Annotated in this window: 3 protein-coding genes and 1 pseudogene; all 4 read right to left on the bottom strand. The window is 67.3% G+C overall.

All coding sequences use genetic code 11. The features are described from left to right. Positions 1–1,270 (bottom strand): amino acid adenylation domain-containing protein (locus CKW24_RS28640; RefSeq protein WP_371917587.1); only part of this gene is annotated, 1,270 nt, incomplete at its 3' end. A gap of 117 nt (positions 1,271–1,387) precedes the next feature. Continuing rightward, positions 1,388–9,169 (bottom strand): annotated as a pseudogene (locus CKW24_RS12365) (amino acid adenylation domain-containing protein); the annotation flags it as partial. After that, the gene (locus tag CKW24_RS12370) at positions 9,166–20,073 is read right to left on the bottom strand and encodes a non-ribosomal peptide synthetase (protein WP_095168283.1); all 10,908 of its coding nucleotides are present in this window, start codon (positions 20,071–20,073) and stop codon (positions 9,166–9,168) included. The pseudogene CKW24_RS12365 and the gene CKW24_RS12370, both read right to left, overlap by 4 nt. Continuing rightward, on the bottom strand, positions 20,070–23,117 hold the full coding sequence (locus CKW24_RS12375) for an amino acid adenylation domain-containing protein (RefSeq protein ID WP_095168285.1): 3,048 nt from the start codon (positions 23,115–23,117) through the stop codon (positions 20,070–20,072). The genes CKW24_RS12370 and CKW24_RS12375 overlap by 4 nt, the downstream gene beginning before the upstream one ends. Positions 23,118–23,123 lie beyond the last annotated feature (6 nt).

Here is a 23,123-nt window from a genome sequence, read left to right on the forward strand (position 1 = left end):
GCCGCGCGACTACCGCCGCTTCGCGCACCCCCGGCTCGGCCAGCAGGCAGGCTTCGATTTCGCCCAGCTCGATGCGGAACCCACGGATCTTCACCTGCTGGTCGATCCGGCCCAGGTATTCCAGCGCACCATCGGCGCGGCGGCGCACCAGGTCGCCAGTGCGGTACAGCCGCGCGCCGTCGCCAAATGGGTCGGCGACAAAACGCTCGGCCGTGAGTGCCGGCCGGGCGTGGTAACCCCGTGCCAGGCCTTCGCCGCCGATGTACAGCTCACCGGCCACGCCTGGCGGCAACGGCTCAAGGTCATCATCGAGGACGTGCAGCGCGGTGTTGGCCAGGGCTTCGCCGAGCAACACTTGCGGGTGTTCGGCGTCCAGCCGGTAACGCGCCGACCACACCGTGGTCTCGGTCGGGCCATACAGGTTCCACAAACCACCGGCGACCGCGCTCAGGCTGCGCGCCAGATCGGCCGGCAAGGCTTCGCCACCGCACAGCACCTGGCGGCCGGCCAGGGCGGGCAGGCTCGGATGCTCGGCGAGCATGCGCCAGGTCGAAGGCGTGGCCTGGATCGCGGTCACTTGCTGTTGTTCGATCTGCGCCCACAGGCGCTCCGGATCACGGGCGGTGTCGCGGTCCACCAGCACCACGCCGGCGCCACTGACCAGCGGCAAATACAGCTCCAGGACCGCGATGTCGAACGACAACGAGGTCAGGGCCAGCAATCGACCGCTCTGCTCCAAGCCCGGCGCCTGGGCCATGCTCGCCAGGAAGTTGCCCAGCCCGGCACGGCGCACGGCCACGCCCTTGGGTTTGCCGGTAGAGCCGGAGGTGTAGATCACGTAGGCCAAATGCTCGCCGCCGGCCAACGGTGTTGGGTTGCTGTCGCGGCCTGGCTCCTCCAGTTGATCCAGCCACCAGCACTCGGCGACCGTGCCCAGCGCCTGCAGCGCGGGCTGCAACGAGGTCTCGCTGAGCAGCAACGCAGCGCCGCTGTCATCGAGCATGTGCCGCAGCCGTTCGGCCGGGAACTCAGGGTCCAGCGGCACATAGGCGCCGCCGGCCTTGAGCACGGCCAGCAAGGCCACCAGGAGCTGTGGCCCGCGCTCCAGGCACACGCCCACCAACACATCCAGACCCACGCCCGCGGCTTGCAGGCGATGGGCTAAGCGGTTGGCCTGGCGATTCAGTTCGGCGTAGCTCAGGCACAGATCTGCCTGGCGCAGCGCAATCGCCTGCGGCACACGGGCGGCCTGGCGCTGGAATTGTTGCACCAGGTCAAAATCGGTTACCCCGTGGTCGTGGGCAGCACCGGCGGCGAGTACCGCCGACCGTTCGCTGGCAGCCAGCAGTGGCGCCCGCCCCAGTGCCCGGGCAGGCTCGGCCAGCAGGGCTTCAAGCAGTTGCAGGAAATGCCCGGCCAGGCGCTCGATGCTGGCGCGCTCGAACAGATCGCTGGCGTAATTGAAGGTGCAATCAAACTGCTGTTCGCCACGCTGATCGACAAACAGCCCCAGATCAACCTGCGCAGTGCGTCGTTCGCCCGGCAGGCTCGACAACTGCAGCCCGGGCAACTGATCGCGCAGCGCCACGTCGTGCCGCTGCAGGCTGAACAGCACCTGGAACAGCGGGTTGTGGCTGAGGCTGCGTTGCGGTTGCAGCGCTTCCACCAGTTGCTCGAATGGCAAGTCCTGATGCGCCTGGGCCGCCAGCACGCTGTCGCGTACCTGCAGCACCAGGGCGCTGAACGGCTGCGCGCTATCGATGCGGGTGCGCAGCACCTGGATGTTGACGAACAGGCCGATCAGGCCTTCGCACTCGCCGCGCAAGCGGTTGGCCACCGGCACCCCGACACACAGGTCATCCTGGCGGCTCAAGCGTTGCAGCAACACATTGAAGGCTGCCAGCAACAGCATGAATGGCGTCACGTGATGGGCCTGCGCCTGACGCAGCAGATTGGCCGCCAGCGTCTCCGGCAGGCTGACGCTGACACTCGCGCCACGATTGCTCTGCTGCGCCGGACGCGGGTGATCGGCCGGCAATTCGAGGATGCGCGGCGCGTCCTGCAACTGCGCCTGCCAGTAGTCGAGCTGACGCTTGCCCTCCCCGCCGGCCAGCCAGTCGCGCTGCCACAGGGCATAGTCGATGTACTGGATCGGCAAGACTGCCAATGCCGCGTCAGTCCCCGCACACTCGGCGGCATACAGCTGGCCCAGCTCGCGGACCAGGATCTCCATCGACCAGCCATCACCCACCATATGGTGCAAGGTCAACAGCACGTGGTGCTGCTGCTCGCCCAAACGCAGCAACTGGCCGCGCAGCAAGGGGCCTTTGACCAGGTCGAACCCGGCGTGGGCCTGCTGCGCGCGCAAGGCTGCCGCCTCAGCCTGGGGATCGGCGGCGGCACGCAGGTCGCTGAACGACAGACTGAAGCCGCTTGCCGGCAGCACCTGCTGGTAGACCTCGCCGCCCTCGCTCGGGAAGCAGGTGCGCAGCGCTTCGTGGCGCTCGAGCAAGCCACTGAAGGCGCGTTCCAGGGCCAACCGGTCCAGCGCGCCCACCAGTTCCAGGGCCACCGGCATGTTGTAGGCGTCGCTGGCGGGGTCCAGTTGCCAGAGGAACCACATGCGTTGCTGGGCAAACGACAACGGCGCACGGGCCGGGCGTTGCCGACGCTGCGGGCCATCGGCCGAGGTGCTGCGGCTCCGCTCAAGGGCCAAGGCCAGCCCTGCGACGTTCGGCGTATCGAACAGCGAACGCAGCGGCAACTCGATGGCGAACACTTCACGGATTTTCGAAATGATCCGCACCGCCAGCAGCGAATGACCGCCGATCTCGAAGAAATCGTCGTCGCGGCCAACCTGCTGCACCCCCAGCACCGCTTGCCAGATCGCCGCCAGCAGCGTTTCGCGCTCACCTTGCGGGGCCTGGTAGCTGCGCGCTTGCCATTGCGGCGCAGGCAGCGCCTTGCGGTCAAGCTTGCCATTGGGGCTCAGCGGCATGGCCTCCAGGTACAGCAACTGGGCCGGCACCATGTAGTCCGGCAGGTGCTCACGCAGATGCTCGCGCAACGCGTCCAGCAACCCTTGGGGGTCGGCTTGCGGGCTGTCAGGCGTGACATAACCGACCAACTGCGCCCCCGCGTCGCCCGGCCAGGCCACCACGACCGCCTCGCGCACCACGCCATGCTCGAGCAGCCGCGCCTCGATCTCGCCCAGCTCGATACGCAGGCCGCGCAGCTTGACCTGATGGTCGATCCGGCCGACATAGTCGATCACCCCGTCCGGGCGCCAACGCGCCAGGTCGCCGGTGCGGTACATGCGCTCGCCCCCAGAGCCAAACGGATCGGCGACAAACCGCTCAGCCGTCAGCCCCGCTCGGCCCAGATAACCCCGCGCCAGGTTGGCGCCGGCGATGTACAGCTCGCCCGCGACACCCACCGGCACCGGCTGCAACTGGCTGTCGAGAATCATCAAGCGGGTGTTGGCGATCGGCCGGCCGATGGGCACGCTGTGCCGGCCCGGCTCGTCGACGCAATGCCAGTAACTGACATCGATGGCCGCTTCGGTCGGCCCATAAAGGTTGTGCAGCGCCGCCTGATGCTGCGCCTGGAATTGCTGCTGCAACTCATGGGGCAGTGCCTCGCCACTGCACATCACCTGGCGTAACCCGCGACAGGCCGCCAGCTCGCCGGCGGCAACGAACGCCTGGAGCATCGACGGCACGAAGTGCAGCGTGCTGATGCGCTGTTCGACAATCACCTCGCGCAGGCGCGCCGGATCGCGGTGTGCGCCAGGCTCGGCGAGCACCAGTGTGGCGCCGGCCAGCCACGGCCAGAAGAACTCCCACACCGACACGTCGAAACTGAAAGGGGTTTTTTGCAGGACCCGATCATCGCCATCCAGGCGATACTCGTCCTGCATCCATTGCAGGCGATTGAGCAGGCCCGCGTGATGGTTGCCCACGCCTTTGGGCCGGCCCGTGGAGCCGGAGGTGTAGATGCAGTAGGCCAGGCTCTGCGGCGGATACTCGATGGCGGGCGCGTGCTCGGGCTGGTCGTCGGTCTGCGCCCAGTCGCGGTCCAGGCACCACACCGGCGCGTTGCACGCCGGCAAGCGCTCGAGCAGCGCCTGCTGGGTGAGCAACAACGGCACGTGGCTGTCCTCGAGCATGAAGGCCAGGCGATCGGCCGGGTAGTCCGGATCGAGCGGCAGATAGGCGCCGCCCGCCTTGACGATCGCCAGCAAAGCGATGGCCAGTTCTGCCGAGCGCTCGGCGAACACCCCGACCCGCACATCACAACCCACCCCTTGGCTGCGCAGCCAGTGGGCCAGGCGGTTGGCCCGTGCCTCAAGCTCGGCATAAGTGAACTGGCGCTCGCCGTAGACCAGCGCACAGGCGTGGGGAGTTTTTTCGGCCTGGTGACTAATCAGTTGCGGCAGCATCGGCACCTGGCGGTAGTCGCGCTCGGTGGCGTTCCAGCCTTGCAGCAGTTGCTCGCGCTCCTCGAAGGCGAGCAACGGCAGGCGCTCCACCGCCTCTTCTGGCGCCTGGGCGATCGCCTGCAGCAAGCGCAGGAAGTGCCCGCCAAGGCGTGTCACCGTGGCACGCTCGAACAAGTCGCTGGCATAGCCGAAGCTACCGAGCAATTGACCGTCGGCGCACTCGCGGGTGTCCAGCACCAGGTCGAACTGGGTGCTGCGTCGGGCGCCGGCCAGCGCCTCGACCGTCAGCCCCGGCAGTGCCAGGCTGGCCAGGCTGTCGACCCGATCGTGATTGAACAGCACTTGGAACAACGGGTTGTGACTGAGGCTGCGTTGCGGCTGCAAGGCCTCGACCAGTTGTTCGAACGGCAGGTCCTGGTGGGCCTGGGCGTCCAGCACGTCGTCGCGGGTCTGGCTCAGCAGCCGGCTGAACGAGGCTTGGCCGTCGATCTGCAGGCGCAATACCTGGGTGTTGACGAAGAAGCCCACCAGGCCCTCGGTTTCCTCTTGCTGACGGCCGCCAATCGGCACGCCGATCCGCAGGTCGCGCTGACCGCTGTAGCGCATCAGCAACACACCGAAAGCTGCCAGCAACAGCATGAACAGCGAACTGCCCTGCTCCAGCGCCAGGCGCTGCAGTTGCTGCGCCAGTGCCGCCGGCACGGCGAATTCGCAGCTGTCGCCGCGAAAGCTCTGCTGCGCCGGACGTGGGTGGTCCAGGGGCAGTTCAAGCAGCGGATGCTCGCGGCCCAGGTGCCGCGACCAGTGCGCCAACTGTCGCGCGCACTCGCCGCTGTCCAGCCATTGCCGCTGCCACACGGCGAAGTCGGCGTACTGGATGGTCAACCCTGGCAACTGTGGGACCGCGCCGGCGCACTGGGCGCGGTAACAGCTGGCAAATTCTTCCAGCAGCAGTTTCACCGAGGCACCGTCGGCAATGATGTGGTGCAGGGTCAGCAGCAACACGTGTTCCTCTGCCGCCAGGCGCACCAGGCACACCCGCATCAACGGGCCAGCGGCCAGGTCGAAGGCGTAGCTCGCCTCCTCGGCCATGCGCTGGGCCAACTGGCTTTCGCGCTCATCGGCCGCCAGGTGTTGCAGGCTGACTTCGCTGAACGCCAATGGCAGGTCATCAATGACCCGCTGGCACACCCGCTCGCCATCGTCCTCGAACACCGTGCGCAGCGCCGAATGGCGCGCCTGCAGTTGCTCGAATGCCACCTGCAGCGCGGTCACCCGCAGCGTGCCGCGTAAACGCAGGCCACCCGCAATGTTGTAGGCCGCACTCTCGGGGGCCAGTTTCCACAGGAACCACAGGCGCTGCTGATTGAACGACAGCGGTGCGCCGTCGGTATGCGTCAACGCGTGCAACGACGGCGCGGCGCTGGCGTTGGCGGGCTGGGCCAAGGTCACCGCCAGGTCGCGCAAGCGCGGCGTATCGAATAGCTGGCGCACCGGCACTTCCAGGCCCAGGCGTTTCTTCAGGCGCGCCACCACTTGCACCGCCAGCAGCGAATGGCCGCCTAGCTCGAAGAAATGATCGAGCGCGCCGACTTGCGGCAGGCCGAGCACTTCGCTCCAGATCTGCGCCAGCAGTTGCTCGTGTTCGCCCTCCGGGGCCTGGTAGCCTTCGCTGTCTGCCTGCCACACCGGCTCGGGCAGTTGATTGCGGTCCAGCTTGCCGTTGGCGTTGCGCGGCAACTGCGGCATCACCATGATCCGCGCCGGCACCATGTAGTCCGGCAGTTGTTCACGCAGCGACGCTCGCAGTTCAGCGCCCAACTGCTCATCGTCAGCCGCTACATAAGCCACCAGTTGCTTGCCGGTGAGGGTTTCGCGCGCCACCACCAGCGCCTCGCGCACCCGGGCGTCGGCACGCAGGCGCGCTTCAATCTCCCCCGGCTCAATGCGAAAGCCACGGACCTTGATCTGATGGTCGACCCGGCCCAGGTAATCGAGGATCCCGTCGGCACGCTGGCGCACCAGGTCGCCGGTGCGATACAGGCGTGCGCCCGGCGCGCCGAACGGGTCGGCGACGAAGCGTTCGGCAGTCAGCCCCGGACGCTGGAAATAGCCCCGGGCCAGGCCTTCGCCACCCAGGTAAAGCTCGCCACACACGCCTGTCGACACTGGGTTCAGGTCAGCGTCCAGGACCCAGGCACTGCGTGCGCCGACGCGGTCGCCGATCGGCGCGTAACCGGCCTGGCAGTGATCGGCCGGGCCGGCCTTCCAGATCAGAGGCGTGACCACGGTCTCGGTCGGCCCGTAGCCGTTGATGATCCACGCCGGGCGCAAGGCCTGGCGCACTTGCTCGAAACTGGCGTGGGGGACCGCGTCCCCGCCAAAGCAGTAGACCCGTACCGCAGGCACGTCATCGCGGCCCTCGGCGTGTTCGGCAATCTGCTGCAGGTAGGCTGGCGGGAAGGCCGCGATGGTCACCCCGTAACGGCCCATGGCCTGGTAGGTCTGCTCCGGCGTCCACAGGCTATCGTCGCGCAGCACCAGGCTGGCACCGTGGGTCAGGGCCGTCAGCCAGCGCTCGTGGGCACCGTCGAAGGCGAACGACATGAAGTGCAATTCACGGTCGGCCGGGGTCATTTCGTAGCGCGCGCCGATGGTCCGGCAATGCATGGCCAGCGGACCATGGGCCACCGCTACCCCCTTGGGCAAACCGGTGGAACCGGAGGTGTAGATCAGATACGCCAGGTTGTGCGCATGGGGGGTGACCGGCGGCGCCAGGTCAGGCTCGCGCGTCAGGTCCAGCAGGTCCAGGTCCAGGCGCTCGACCCCTTCGGGCAGCGGCGCCCGGCGTGGGTCACGGCTGTCGCCCAGCAACCAGGCCAGGCCGGCGTCGCGGATCTGGTACACCAGGCGCTCCTGCGGGTAGTCCAGGTCGAGCGGCACATAGGCCGCACCGGTCTTGAGCACCGCCAGCAGCGCCACCAGCAACCGTGGCGAACGTGGCAGGCCGACACCGACCCGGCACTCGGGACCGACACCACGGGCGTGCAGGTAGCAGGCCAGTTGATTGGCCTCGCGCTCAAGCTCGGCAAAGCTCAGGACCTGCTCGCCGCAACGCACGGCCGGGGCGTCTGGGGTACGCACCGCCCATTCGGCGATCCGCAGGTCTACCCGTTGCTCGTCCTGGATGCTGGCAGGCAGCGCGTTCCAGGCTAACAACTGCTGCCAGGCCGCCGGCTCGTGCAAATCGAAATCGCACAGGCGCGCTTGCGGGTGGTCGGCAATCTGCTCCAGCAGCGCCTCGAAGTGCCGGCGCCAGCGCTCGATACGCGGCGCGCTGAACAGATCGGTGGCGTAACTCAGTTCACACAACAGGCGGCCGGTGGAATCCTCGGCAGTGTCCAGCGCCAGATCGCAATCCACCGCGCGCATGACCGGCGGCAACGATTGCATGACCACCCCGTCCAGGGTCTGCAGGGCCGCACTGTCGTACCACTGGTGGTTATAGATCACCTGGAACAGCGGGTTGTGACTGAGGCTGCGCTGCGGCGCCAGCGCCTCGACCAATTGCTCGAATGGCAGGTCCTGATTGGCCTGATCGGCCAGCGCGCCCTGGCGCACACGCGCCAACAGGGTTTCAAAGGACTCACGCCCATCCAGCGCGGTGCGCATCACCAGGGTGTTGACGAAGAAGCCGATCAGGCGCTCGCTTTCACTGTTGCCCCGGCCCGCAATCGGCACGCCGACGCGCAGGTCGCCCTGCCCGCTGTAGCGATACAACTGCACCTTGAACGCCGCCAGCAGCAACATGAACAGCGTCGCCCCACGGGCCTGGGCCACCTTGCGCAGGCGCCCGGCCAGTGCCGGCTCGATCTCGAAGCACAGCACTGCGCCCTGGCCGCTGGGCCGCGCCGGACGCTGGTGGTCGAACGGCAGCTCCAGGGACGGCGCCTCACCGGCCAGGCGTTGCAGCCAATATTCCAGCTGGCGCTCGCCCTCGCCCGCTGCCAGCAACTTGCGTTGCCATGCGGCGCAGTCGGCGTACTGTGCCGTCAGCACCGGCAACTCAGCGGCCACGCCCCGGCAATGGGCGTTGTAGCCACGGGTGAACTCGTCCACCAGCAGGTTCATCGACCAGCCATCGGCGACGATGTGGTGCACCCCCAGCAACAGCAGATGCTCATCGGCCGCCAGGTGCAGCAAGGTCACGCGCAGCAACGGTCCGTTGGCCAGGTCATAAGGGGTAATGGCGCACGCCATGTGCAGCTCGTCGACCCGCGCCTGACGCGCTGGCGCTGCAAGCTCGGCGAGGTCCTGGTAAACCACGTCCAGTTCGACCTTGGGTTCGATCAACAGGTGCGGCTGGCCGTCCACCTCATGGAAACGGCTGCGCAGGTTTTCATGCCGCGCGAGGATCTCGCGCAATGCATTGCCGATAGCTTCCTGGTTGACCTTGCCGGTCAGGCGCACGGCGCGGTGCAGGTTGTAGGTCGGCGCCTGGGGATCGAGTTTCCAGATGAACCATTGCCGGCTCTGCGCGGCAGACAGGGCCAGGGCCCCGTCACGCGCCAGGCCCGGTACCGGCAGACGCCGCAGGTTGACGCCCGCGGCGGCCAGTTTGGCGAGAAACAGTTGCTGCTTGTCCTGCGGCAGTTGTGCCAGGCGCGCACTGATGGCCTGAAACTCACGGTCCTGCGCCGCTACCTTGGGGTCTAGGACACTACTCATTCGGCCTGCTCCAGTTCTTCCAGCAAATCATTCATGAAATCCAGCTGCAACCCGTCGTCAGCGACGGCAGGTGCATGTTCCAGCTGTGCGGCAAGGGCGCCGACGCTGGGGTAGTCGAACAGCGTATGAATCGGCAGATCGAGGCCAAAGGTCTCGCGGATCCGCGACACCAGGCGGGTCAAGAGCAACGAATGTCCGCCGAGTTCGAAGAAATCGTCGTCGATGCCCACGCGCTCCAGGCCCAGCAGCTCACACCAGATCGCCGCCAACTGACGCTCCTGCGCCGTGCGCGGCTCGACATGCTGGCGTGCCTGCCAGTCAGGCGCCGGCAACGCTTTGCGATCGAGCTTGCCATTGGGCGTATGCGGCATCCGCGCCAGCACCACGATCTGCGCCGGCACCATGTAATCCGGCAGTGCCGCTTGCAGTTGCTGCTTGAGCAGTGCCGCCAGCTCAGGCGCCGCATCCGCTTCGACGTAGCCCACCAGCACGCTCCCGGCAGGTCCGGGACGCGCCACCACAGCGGCTTCGCGCACGCCCTGGAAGCGGCGCAGGCAGGCTTCGATCTCACCGAGTTCGATGCGGTAGCCGCGGATCTTCACCTGCTGGTCGATCCGCCCCAGGTACTCCAGCGCCGCGCCGCGCCAGCGCACCAGGTCGCCCGTGCGGTACAAACGCTCGCCAGCAGCGCCGAAGGGCGCCGCGATGAAACGCTCGGCCGTCAGGCCCGGACGGCGGTGATACCCGCGGGCCAGGCCGACGCCACCGATGTACAGCTCACCGGCCACGCCTTCGGCCGCTGGCTCCAGGCTTTCGTCGAGAACATGCAAGGCGGTGCCGGCGATGGCTTCACCGAGCAGCACCTGGGGTGCATCACGGTCCAGGCGCATGCGCGCCGACCAGATGGTGGTCTCGGTCGGGCCATAGAGGTTCCACAACTCACCGACCACAGTCTGCAGGCGTGCCGCCAGATCGCTGGCCAAGGCCTCGCCGCCGCACAACGCGCGCACCCCATTGAGGGCGCTGAACTGCGGATGCTCACTGAGCATCCGCCAAGTCGACGGCGTGGCTTGCACGCAGCCGACGCCCTGGTCGGCGATGTACTGCAGCAAGCGGCCGGCGTCGCGGGCCAGCAGCCGATCGGCCATCACCACGCTAGCGCCCGACACCAGTGGCAGGTAAAGCTCCAGCGCCGCGATATCAAAGGACAGCGAAGTCAGCGCCAGGACCTTTTCGCCGATTGCCAGGCCAGGAGCCTGGGCCATGCTCGACAGGAAGTTGGCCAGTGCCCCGTGGTGCACGGCGACACCCTTGGGCAGCCCGGTGGAGCCCGAGGTATAGATGATGTAGGCCAGTTGCTGCGGGTCGATGCTCGGCAGACCTTGTGAGGTCGGCTCGGCAGCCGGCAAGTCCAGTTGGTCGAGGCACCAGCGCTGCTGGCCGGGGGTGGCTGGCGGCAGTTGCTCGAGCAACGCACTGTCGGTCAACACCCAGCGCGCCTGACTGTCATCGAGCATGTGGCGCAGGCGCTCAGCCGGGAATTCCGGGTCCAGCGGCACGTAGGCAGCACCGGCCTTGAGCACGGCGAGCAAGGTCACCAGCAACTGGGCCCGACGCTCCAGGCACACCCCGACCAACGTCGCCGGCCCCACACCATGGGCCAGCAGGTGCTGGGCCAGGCGCGTGGAGGCCTGATCGAGGCTGGCATAGTCGAGCGTTTCCGCGGCGTCGCTGACCGCCGGCAAAGACGGCGTGCGCCGCGCTTGCTCGGCGAACAGCGTCGGCAGGCTCAGCCCCTCCGCCAGCGCCGGGGTTTGCCGAGCGCGGTCGATGGCTCGCTCACGGGCTTGTGCCGTAAGCATCGCCAGCTCGCCGAGGCAGCGCTGTGGATCCCCCGGCAGCGCGCGCAGTAACTGACCCAGGTGCCCCGCCAGTTGTGCCAGGAATTCCTCGCTGAATGCCTCGCTACGGGCCGCGAAGGCCACTTGCAGTTGCTCACCCGGGTTGACCGTGAGGGTCAGCGGATAGTGGCTGGACTCGCGCTGGTGCACCCCAGCGATGCCCAGCCGCTGGATCGCACGGCTGCGCAGGGCTGCGTCCACCGGGTAGTTCTCGAACACCAGCAAGCTGTCGAACAGTGACTGGCCGGCACTGCCCGCCCAGCGCTGCACCTCGTACAACGGCGCCTGCGCCTGCTCTTGCAACTGCAAGGTCTCGCCCTGCAACTGCAAGAGCCAGTCAGCCAACGGCTGCTGGACCAGCGGCTCGGCGATCAGCGGCAAGGTATTGATGAACAGCCCAAGCATCTCGGCACTGCCGGCCAGATCGGCCGGACGCCCCGACAGCGTGACGCCGCAGCACACCACGCGCTGGCCGCTGTGGCGTTGCAGGAGCAGCAGCCAGGCCGCTTGCACCAGGGTATTGAGGGTGACCCGTTGGCGGCGGGCAAAATCCTTCAGGCGGTCGGTCGCCTGGACCTCCAGATTGAACTCCAGCAGGTGCTGCGACGCCGGCGCGGTCCCGGTCGCGGTCCCGGCGAGCAAGGTCGGCGCATCGAGTGTCGCGGTGCGGGCCTTCCAGAATGCTTCGCCACGCAGCGGATCCTGGCGCTGCAGCCAGTCGATGTAGTCGCCATAACGGCCGGCCTGGGCGCCAGTGTCTTCACCGACATACAGACCCAGCCATTGCTCGATCATCCGCGCACTGCTCCAGCCATCGAGCAGCAGATGGTGGTACGTCCACACCAAGCGGGAGCGATTGGCGTCCAGGCGCAATACCTGGACCCGCTGCAACACGGGCACGTCAAAGCTGAATGCCACGCCACGCTGTTGCTCGGCGAACTCCGCCAGGGCCTCTGGGCTAACATCGCGGCCACGCCAGTCGTGCTCTTCCCAGGCCTCTGGGACCTGCTGGTAAACCAGTTGCAGGGGCTGATCCAGGCCATCCCAGGCAAAGGCGGTGCGCAGGATCGGATGGCGCGCGATCAGTTGTTGCCAGGCCTGGCGCAAGCGCTGGGGATCGAGGTCATCGACGTCGAATGCCAGTTGGTTGACGTAGACGCCGGCGGTGGTGTCGCTCAGGCCATGGAACAGCAAGCCTTGCTGCATCGGCGACAGGGAGTAGGCATCTGCCAGTGCCGCGCGGCTGACCGGCAACCGCGCCCAGGCGGCGTCATCCAGCCAACCCAGACCAGTGCCACCGGCGAACGGTGGTGCCGCCTGCGGTAGCAGATGCCCGGCGACCAAGGCCAGGCGGCGTACCGTCTGTTGCTCGAACAGGTCACGCGGGGTCAGAGCCAACCCGGCTTCACGGGCCCGCGCCACCACTTGCACCGAGACGATCGAGTCGCCGCCCAGCTCGAAGAAGTTGTCCTCGGCACTGACCTGAGGCACGTTCAGCACGCTTTGCCAGATCGCGGCCAGCAGGTTTTCTACCGCGCCTTGCGGCGGCACATGCACGCGGGTTTCCAGCTCCGGCTCCGGCAAGGCCTTGCGATCGAGCTTGCGGTTTGGCGTCTGCGGCATGCGCTCCAGGCGCATCAACCGCGCTGGCACCATGTAGTCCGGCAGTTGCGCTTGCAGGCGCTCACGCAACCGGCCCAACAGGGCGTCGTCGGGCTCGGCCACCACGTAACCAATCAACTGGTTGTACCGCGCGACTACCGCCGCTTCGCGCACCCCCGGCTCGGCCAGCAGGCAGGCTTCGATTTCGCCCAGCTCGATGCGGAACCCACGGATCTTCACCTGCTGGTCGATCCGGCCCAGGTATTCCAGCGCACCATCGGCGCGGCGGCGCACCAGGTCGCCAGTGCGATACAGCCGCGCGCCGTCGCCAAATGGGTCGGCGACAAAACGCTCGGCCGTGAGTGCCGGCCGGGCGTGGTAACCCCGCGCCAGGCCTTCACCGCCGATGTACAGCTCGCCGGCCACTCCCAGCGGCAACGGCTCAAGGTCATCATCGAGGACGTGCAGCGCGGTGTTGGCCAGGGCTTCGCCGAGCAACACTTGCGGGTGTTCGGCGTCCAGCCGGTAACGCGCGGACCACACCGTGGTCTCGGTCGGGCCATACAGGTTCCACAAACCACCGGCGACCGCGCTCAGGCTGCGCGCCAGATCGGCCGGCAAGGCTTCGCCACCGCACAGCACCTGGCGGCCGGCCAGGGCGGGCAGGCTCGGATGCTCGGCGAGCATGCGCCAGGTCGAAGGCGTGGCCTGGATCGCGGTCACTTGCTGTTGTTCGATCTGCGCCCACAGGCGCTCCGGATCACGGGCGGTGTCGCGGTCCACCAGCACCACGCCGGCGCCACTGACCAGCGGCAAATACAGCTCCAGTACCGCGATGTCGAACGACAGCGAGGTCAGGGCCAGCAATCGACCGTTCTGCTCCAGCCCCGGCGCCTGGGCCATGCTCGCCAGGAAGTTGCCCAGCCCGGCACGGCGCACGGCCACGCCCTTGGGTTTGCCGGTGGAACCGGAGGTGTAGATCACATAGGCCAAGTGCTCGCCGCCGGCCAATGGTGCTGGGTTGCTGTCGCGGCCTTGCTCGTCCAGTTGGTCCAGCCACCAACACTCGGCGACCGTGCCCAGCGCCTGCAGCGCGGATTGCAACGCGGTCTCGCTGAGCAACAACGCAGCGCCGCTGTCATCGAGCATGTGCCGCAAGCGTTCGGCCGGGAACTCAGGGTCCAGCGGCACGTAGGCGCCGCCGGCCTTGAGCACGGCCAGCAACGCCACCAGGAGCTGCGGCCCGCGCTCCAGGCACACGCCCACCAACACATCCGGACCCACGCCCGCGGCTTGCAGGCGATGGGCCAAGCGGTTGGCCTGGCGATTCAGTTCGGCGTAGCTCAGGCACAGTTGCGCCTGGCGCAGCGCAATCGCCTGCGGCACACGGGCGGCCTGGCGCTGGAATTGTTGCACCAGATCGAAATCGGCCACCCCGTGCTTGTGAGCAGCGCCTGCAGCCAATACTGCTGCCCGTTCGCTGACGCCCAACAACGGCAGTTGCCCCAAACGCAGGCTGGCGTCCTCGCTGATCGCCAGCAACAGCTGCTGCAGGTGGCCGTCGAGGCGCTCGATCGCCGCGCTATCGAAGCGGGCACGGTCATAGCTGTAGCAGAACGCCAACGAGTCGCCCTGGTTGACCAGCAGCATCAGTGGGTAATTGCCCTGCTCGCGGCTGAGCAGATTGGAGAACCGTGGGCCGTCGCCCTGGCCACTCAACAACGCGCTGTCGAGCGGGTAGTTCTCGAACACCAGGATCTGCTCGAACAGGCTCTGCCCGCCCTGCCCGGCCCAGCGTTGAATGTCATACAGCGCCGAGTGTTCATGCTCGCGCACCGCCAGGCCCAAAGCCTGGACGTGGTCCAGCCATTGGCCGACGGTGAGCTGTGGGTGCGGGCTGGCAACCACCGGCAAGGTATTGATGAACAGCCCCAGTTGCTGCTCGATCCCCGGCAACTCGGCCGGACGCCCGGCGACAGTGGCGCCGAAGGCCACGCACGCCTGGCCGGTGTAGCGCTGCAGCAGCAACAGCCAGGCAGCCTGCAGCAGACTGCTGAGGGTGACCTTGCGCTGGCGGGCGAATTGGCGCAGCCGCTCGCTGGTCGCGCTGGACAGCTGCGAGCGATGCTCGGCGGTGCCTTGCCCGGGATTTTCCAGGGCAATAGCCGCCGCCAGCGAGGTGGGCGACTGCAGCGGCGCCAACTGCTCGCGCCAGAAGCGCTCGCTGGCGGCCGCAGGGTTGCCGGCCAACCAGGCGATATAGTCACGATAGCGCCCCACGGGGGTCGGCAGCGCTTGCCCGGCATAGCACTGCATCACCTCGGCGAACAACTGGGCCTGGCTCCAGCCGTCGAGCAGCAAGTGATGGCAGGTCCAGATCAAGTGATGCCGGTCGGTGCCGGTCTGCACCAGCAGCAGCCGCATCAAGGGTGGACGCAGCAGGTCGAAGGGACGGCGCTCGGCCTCGGCGAGGGCTTCGATATCGCCCGCCTCGGCCTCACTCCAGTCCAGCGCGACAGCACCCATGATGACCTGCAACGGCACCCCGCCCGCCGGACTGACAAATCCACTGCGCAGCACGCCATGGCTGTCCAGGGACGCTTGCCAGGCGGCACGCAGACGCTGCGGATCGAGGCCTTCGGCATCCATGCGCACCTGGTTGATGTAGCTGCCATCGCCCGGTTGATACAGGCTGTGGAACAGCATGCCGTGCTGCATCGGCGACAGCGGGTAGAGGTCTTCAACCTGGCTCAGCGGCAGCTCCAGGGCATCCAGTTGCGCTTGGTCAAGGGTCGCCAAGGGGAAGTCCGACGGCGTCGCACCGCCGACGCCTGGCGTCAGGCAATGGGCGACCAGCGCCAACAGTTCGGCCTCATACAGTGCCACCAGTTCGGCCAACCGCTGGGCGTCGAGTTGCTGTGGGCTGAAGGTCCAGGCCAACTGCAGGCGACCGTCGTTCACCCCGCCGTCGATCGACAGCCAATTGGACAACGGCGCCGCCGGGTCCAGGCTGTCTGCGCAAGGCTCCGTCGCACGGCGCAGCAGGCCAGCGTCAAAGCTGGTATCGAACTGGCCCAGATAGTTGAAGGTGATACGCGGCACCGGCCGCGCCGCCAACTGCGCCCGCACCTGCGCGGGTGCCAACTGTTGCAGCAGGCCGAAGCCCAGGCCGCCGTCCGGCACCCGACGCAGTTGTTCCTTGGTGGCCTTGAGCGATTGGCCCAGGTCAGCGCCGGCCTGGAGCCGCACAGGATAGGTAGAAGTGAACCAGCCGACGGTCCGACTCAGGTCCAGGTTAGCCAGATGTTCCTCGCGGCCATGGCTTTCCAGCTCCACCAACAGTTCGCCCTGTTCGCTCCAGCGCCACCAGGCCCGGGCCAGGGCACACAGCAGCAGGTCGTTGACCTGGGTGCGATAGGCCGCCGGGGCATCGCGCAGCAGTTGGCGGGTCTGGGTCTGGTCCAACTCCAAGGCCAGCGTCACGGCCTCACTGACCGCGGCCGGGCCAGCGTGGCGCGCCCCCGGGAAGCTGGCCGCAGCTTCGCCCAGCTGTGCCAGCCACCAGGGCAACTGCGCCAGCACCTCGCTGTGCTGCGCGCGCTGCGCCAGAAAACCCGTCCACTCACCGAAGGCATGGCTGCGCCGCGGCAACGCCGCAGTGCTATCGGCCAGCAATTGCTGCAGGTCTTCGAGCAGGATGCGCCAGGAAACGCCGTCCACGACCAGGTGATGAATCGCCAGGAACAGGCGTTGGCCAGCGCCTTGCAGGTCGATCAACACGGCCCGCAACAGTGGGCCGTGCGCCAGGTCCAGGCTGCGTTGCGCCTGGTTGACGAGCAGCGCCAGGGCGTCGGCATCCGCCGCCTCGCGGCTCCAGACCTCGACCCCGGTGGGCGCCGCGTAGGCGCCATGCCAGGTGCCCGCGGGCTCCTGATGCCAACGCAGGTTCAAGGCATCGTGATGAGCAACCAGGGTAGTGAGCGCCTTTTCCAGTTGCGCCACCGCCAGCGGCGTTGCCACGGTCAGCAACAACGACTGGTTCCAATGCTGACGCTGGACCATGGGCGTGGCGAAGAACCTTTGCTGTACTGGCGTCAGGGCGATAACGCCCGGCTCCGGGCGTGCAGCCCCTTCGCGTTGCTGGCCCAGGGCCGTGGCCACCTGTGCCAGTTGGCGCAGGGTCTGGTGGCGAAACAGATCCCGCGGACCGACCTGCCAGCCGGCCAACCGGGCGCGGCTGGCGACCTGGATGGCGATGATGGAGTCGCCACCGAGTTCGAAAAAATTATCCTGGGCGTCGATCTCATCGACACCCAGCAACTGGCTCCAGATCGTCGCCAGCGCCTGCTCCACCGGCCCTTGTGGCGCGTCCAGGGTGCGGACCTTGCGCACCGGCTCCGGCAAGGCCTTGCGGTCGAGCTTGCCGTTGGCGCTCAAGGGCATCTGCGCCAACACGATGATCTGCGCCGGCACCATGTACTCCGGCAGTGCTTCACCCAAGCGCAGACGCAGGGCGTCTGCCAGGCCGTCGTCGGCAGCCGCGACCACATAGCCGAGCAATTGCTTGCTGCCGGCTGTCGCTTGCGCCACTACCACCACCGCTTCGCTGACCGCTGGGTGTTCCAGCAGACGCGCCTGGATCTCCCCCAGCTCGATGCGCAAGCCACGGATTTTTACCTGGTGGTCGATACGTCCCAGGTATTCGATCGCACCATCGTCACGCCAGCGCGCCAGGTCACCGGTACGGTACAGCCGGCTGCCCTGGCCGAACGGATCGGCGATAAAGCGCTCGGCAGTCAGCCCGGGACGTCCCAGGTAACCCCGAGCCAGGCCAACACCGCCGATGTACAGCTCGCCCGGCACGCCTTGGGCGACCGGCAACAATTGCCCATCGAGCACGTACAGGCGCAGGTTGGCGATCGGCCGGCCAATCGGCACGCTGTGCAGGTCCGGGGTGTCATGGCAAGCCCAGTGGCTGACGTCGATGGCCGCCTCGGTGGGGCCATAAAGGTTGTGCAGGCCGGCGCTGCTTTGAGCCAGGAAGCGCTGTTGCAGGTCCACGGGCAAGGCTTCGCCGCTGCACATCACCAGGCGCAAGCGCGGACAGTCAGCCAGGGACTCGGTGGCCAGGTAGGCTTGCAGCATGGACGGCACGAAGTGCAGGACGCTGATGCCGTGCCCGGCGATGATCGCCTTGAGCTCGGCCGGATCGCGATGGGCGCCGGGAGCGGCCATGACCAGGGTCGCGCCGGTCATCAGCGGCCAGAAGAACTCCCACACCGATACGTCGAAACCAAACGGCGTCTTTTGCAGCACCCGGTCGTGCTGATCGAGGGCAAAAGTGGCCTGCATCCATTGCAGGCGGTTGCACAGCGCGGCGTGACTGTTGCCCGCCCCTTTTGGCCGGCCGGTGGTGCCGGAGGTGTAGATGCTATAGGCGAGCTGGTCGGGGTGATTGAGCAGGTCCGGGTCATCCACCGGGTACTCGGAAAATAGCGCAGCATCGCGGTCCAGACACAGCACCTGGCGATCGCTGGCTGGCAGGCGCGCCAGCAGATGCTCCTGGGTCAGCAGCAGTGTGGCGCCGCTGTCCTCAAGCATGTAGGCGAGGCGCTGGTCAGGCTGGTCCGGCTCCAGCGGCAAGTAGGCAGCGCCGGCCTTGAGCACGGCGAGCAGGCCGACCACCATCTCCAGCGAACGCTCGGCGAACACCCCGACCAGTTGCTCCGGACCGACGCCGCGCGAGCGCAGGTAATGCGCCAGGCGGTTGGCGGCAGCGTTGAGTTCGCCGTAGCTAAGTTGCCGATCGCCGACGATCAGCGCCGTAGCCTCGGGTGTAGCGAGCGCCTGCGCCTGCAGCAACACCTGCAGGCATTGCGGCTGAGCGTAATCGACCGCGGTGGCGTTCCAGCCATCCAGCACCTGCTGGCGCTCATCGGCGTCAAGCAGCGTCAGGTCGCCGATCGCCGCGTCAGGACGCTCGGCGCAGTCGTGCAACAGACGCAGGAAATGCCCGCGCATGCGCTCGATCCGCGCGGCATCGAACAAGTCGGTGGCATAGGTGAAGGCGCCGCTGAGCACGCCATTGGCGTCTTCCTCGGTATCGAGGCTGAGGTCGAACTTGGCCATCTGCGGCGTAGCCACCTGCAGCCGGGCCTGCACGCCGGGCATGCCGGAGAGTTCGGCAGTGCTGCGCTGCTCGTGATTGAACATCACCTGGAACAGCGGGTTGCGGCTCAGGCTGCGCTCCACACCGAGGGCGTCCACCAGTTCCTCGAACGGCAGGTCCTGGCAGTCCTGGGCGGCGATGACCGTCTGCCGGACCGCGTCGAGCACGGAGCGGAACGCCAGGCGCGGCTGCAGCTCGCTGCGCAACACCTGGGTATTGACGAAAAAGCCGATCAGCCCCTGGACTTCCTGGCGCTGACGGTTGGCCACCGGTACCCCCACCAGCAGTTCCTGTTGCGCCGTATAACGGTGCAGCAGGACCTTGAAGGCGGCCAGCAACAGCATGAACACGCTGCAACCACTGGCAGCGGCCAGCGCCTTGAGGCGCGCGCTCAGTGCCGGTTCCAGTTCAAAGCCAAGGCTCGCGCCGCGAAAACTCATTTGCGCCGGTCGCGCATGATCGGCCGGCAGTTCGAGGATCGGCGGACGCTCGCCCAGGGTCTGGCGCCAATAGGCCAGTTGGCGCTCGCCCTCGCCGGCTTCCAGCCAATTGCGTTGCCACAGCGCGTAGTCGGCATATTGCACTGGCAAATCCGCCAACTGCGGGGCCTGCCCCTGCAGGTAGGCGGCATAGCCCTGCGCGAGTTCGCCGAGCAGGATCTGCATCGACCAGCCATCGGAAATGATGTGGTGCAACGCCAGCAACAAGGCGTGACGCTGCTCGCCCAAACGTACCAGGGTGAACTGCAGCAACGGCCCTTGATAGAGGTCAAACGCTTGCCCGGCAGCGTCTTGCAAGGCCGTGGCCAGGGCCGCATCAGGATCGGCCATGGCGCGCAGATCGAGGACTGGCCAGGCCTGCGCTACGGGGGCCTGGATCACTTGCGACAGCTCGCCGTCGACCTCGGCAAAGCGGGTACGCAGGATTTCATGGCGGGCGACCAGGCTGTGGAGCGCCGCCTGCAATGCCACCTCGTCCAGCTCACCTTGCAGGTGCAGCACGCCTGCCTGGTTATAGGCGGCAGACTCCCGGTCCAGTTGCCAAAGAGTCCACAAGCGACGCTGCGCATAGGACGCCGCCAGTGCTGAAGCATTGTCCGGGCGCGGTGGAATCGGCAGGCTTTCAATGCTCATGCCCTGGGACTTGAGCTTCTCACCCAGCTGGCGACGCGCGGCCGGGTCGAGTTCGGCGAAGCGCCGGGCCAGGGCGAGCAAACGATCGGCGACAGTCATGGTGCCTCCACTTCGGCAAACAGATTTTCCAGCGCATCCAGGTCATTGCCGGGGGCTTGTTGCAATTGGGCGACCTTGGCGCTGAAACGCTCGAGGGTTTCGCCCTCGAAGAACAGCCGTAACGGCAGTTCGATGCCCAGTTGTTCCGCCAGGCGCGCGCGCAAGCGGGTGGCCAGCAGCGAGTGACCGCCGAGGGCGAAGAAGTTGTCTTGCAGGCCGACCCGCTCAACCCCCAGCGCGTCCTGCCAGACACCGGCGAGGATGCGTTGCAGTTCAGTCTGCGGTGCCTGGTAGGCCTGCTCGACGACCGCTTCGGCCGACAGCGCGCGGCGGTCTACCTTGCCGTTGGGCATCAACGGCAGGCGTTCCAGTTGGTGCACAGCGCTTGGAATCAGGTGCGCCGGCAGCCGCTGTGCCAGTTGGGCCAACAGGCGCTCGGCAAGCGGTTCCTCGGCGCCCTGTACGCGGGCCACCACAAACGCCAGCAATTGCGCGCCACTGGCCGTTTCACGAACCACCACCGCCGCCTCGCTGACCCCTGCACAACCCGCCAACACGGCTTCCACTTCGCCGGGCTCGATGCGGAACCCGCGAATCTTCACCTGGGCGTCGATTCGCCCGAGGAACTCCAACTGGCCGTCGGTGCGCCAGCGCGCCAGGTCGCCGGTGCAGTAGCCGCGACTGCCATCGGCGAGCGTCGGGTAGCGTTCAGCGGTCAGTGCCGGGCGATCCAGGTAGCCACGGGTGACCCCCGGCCCTGCGACATACAGCTGGCCAATCTGGCCGATCGGCACCGGCTCCAGCTGGGCGTCCAGCAGCAGCATGCGCATTCCCGGTGCCGGGCGGCCGATGGTCACCGGCCCCAGGTCGGCGTTCCAGGCGCTGCACCAGACGCTGCCTTCGGTCGGCCCGTACTCGTTGCTCAACAAGGTGTCGGGCAGTCGCTGGGAATGCCGCGCGACCAAGGCCGGCGTGCACGCCTCGCCGGCGACCACCACCACGCGCAGGCGCTGCTCGCCCAAGTGTTCCAGCACTTCGCCGTGCAGGCCGGGCAATGCCAGGTAGTGGGAAATCCGCTGTTCACCCAGCAGTTGCGCTATGGCGCGCGGGTCCTTGGCTTGCCCAGGTGTCGGCAGGTGCAGGCAGCCACCCTGGCCCAGGGTCCAGAAAAGCCCGGCGACAGAGCTGTCGAACGACAACGACGAGAGCAAGAGGAACGACTCCACCGCAGCCTGGTAGTGGACGAACCGTGCCAGGGTCGAGGCCAGTGCGTTGGCATGGCTGACGGCAACGCCCTTGGGCGTGCCGGTGGAGCCAGAGGTATAGATGACATAAGCCAGGTCATCGCCGCTCACCGTCACTGGCACAGGTGCGTTCGGCCCCTGCCAGATGACCGAGTCCGATGCCAGGGACAGCACCGCCAGCCCGGCTGGCAGGCGCAGTTCGCTGTCGAGGGGGTCCAGGCTCAGCAGGCACGACGCGCCGGCATCGGCGAGCATGAAACCCAGGCGCTCGGCCGGGTAGTCCGGGTCCAGCGGCAGATAGGTGCCACCGGCCTTGAGGATCCCCAGCATCGCCACCAGGGCGGACAGTGAACGCCGTGCATACACCCCGACGATCCGCTCACGCCCCACGCCCACGGCCTGCAAGGCATGGGCGAGTTGGTTGGCACGCTGCTCCAGCGTGGCGTAATCGAGGGTCTCGTCGCCTTGGCGCGCCGCCAGTTGGTTGTGCTTGCGCGCAACTTGCGCCTCGAACAGACGGTGCAACAGCCCCGGCGATGCCAGGGGCATGTCCGGGCCCAGTTCGAAGGCGGCGATGCGCGTCCGCTCCGCGGCGCCCAGCAGGTCGACCTGGGCCAGGCGCTGCTCGAGATCGGTCAGCGCATAACCAGCAAAGACTCCAAACTGCTCCAGCCACAGCGCCGCCACTGCGGGTTCGAAGCGCTCGGCGGCATGTTCCAGGCGCAGCATCCGGCCTTCCCGGCCCAGGCTCAGCAATGGCAATTCATAGGCATCGAGCTCCACCTCGACGCCCGCCACCTGCCGGCACTCAGCGCTGAAGCCAAAGCCGCCGTCGCTGTCGAGCCCGGCCACGGCACCTTCATCCAGGCATTCCAGCCACGAGCGGGCCTCGTCCAGGCGCCCACGCAGATCCTCCAGCGTACGCGCCAGGCTGGCATCGGCGGCATACACCAGGTTGATTGGCAGACGACGCTCGAAGCGGCCGAGGATTCCTTGCACCTGCTCGTTGCGCCCCTCCAGGGTCACCGTCAGGTTTACCTGTGGCTGCTCGGTCAAGCGACACAGGAAACCACCCCAGAGGCACAGCAGCAGGTCGTCGGCCGGCATCCCCAGCGCTGCGGCGCGCTGGTCCAAGTCCTGCAGCAATTCGTCTGCAGGCACCCGCAACTGCTCGACCCGGCTGGCCTGCACGTCTCGTTCGAACGGCAACGGCCCGCGTGGCAACGCTGTCTGTTGCACCCCGCGCCAATAGCTCGCGCCTTGCGCACCGAGGTCGGCAGCCACCAGTTCACCTTGCCAGGTGGCGTAGTCAATGTACTGCAGGGCCTCCTCATCGGCGGCCGGCAAGTGGCTGCTGTAGCCTTGTCGCAGCTCCTCGGCCAATTGCTGCAAGGCCTGGGCATCGACGCTGGCCAGGGACGCGCCAAGCACCACCACGAAGCCATTGGCATCACTGGCCTCTTGCACCACGGCGGCGGCGAACGCCACCTGCTCCAGCGCTCGGCGCACCACCTCGCCGGCTTCCCCCGCCAGCGCCGGATACAACGGCGACCGAACCTCCTGCGCCACCGCCTGCACCGGGCGGCGCAAGCCGTCGATCCGCAGGTAGCGAGTACGCAGGACTTCATGGCGCTGTTGCAGCTCATCGAGCACGGCCTGCAGCCGTGACGGCTGGCAAACGCCAGCGATAGACACACGGACCAAGGCGTTCAACGGCCGACCGAGACGGTCCTGGCGGCTGAGCACGGCGCCTTGCTGTGCGCAAAGAGGGAAAGCTTCTGGGTGAGCAGGCAGTTGCATGTAGGG

This window comes from Pseudomonas sp. Irchel 3H3, assembly GCF_900187635.1.
Lineage (GTDB): Bacteria > Pseudomonadota > Gammaproteobacteria > Pseudomonadales > Pseudomonadaceae > Aquipseudomonas.

Excerpts from the sequence above, each read along its gene's own strand:
- CKW24_RS12370 (WP_095168283.1), bottom strand. The coding sequence starts at position 20,073 with ATGACTGTCGCCGATCGTTTGCTCGCCCTGGCCCGGCGCTTCGCCGAA.
- CKW24_RS12375 (WP_095168285.1), bottom strand. The coding sequence starts at position 23,117 with ATGCAACTGCCTGCTCACCCAGAAGCTTTCCCTCTTTGCGCACAGCAA.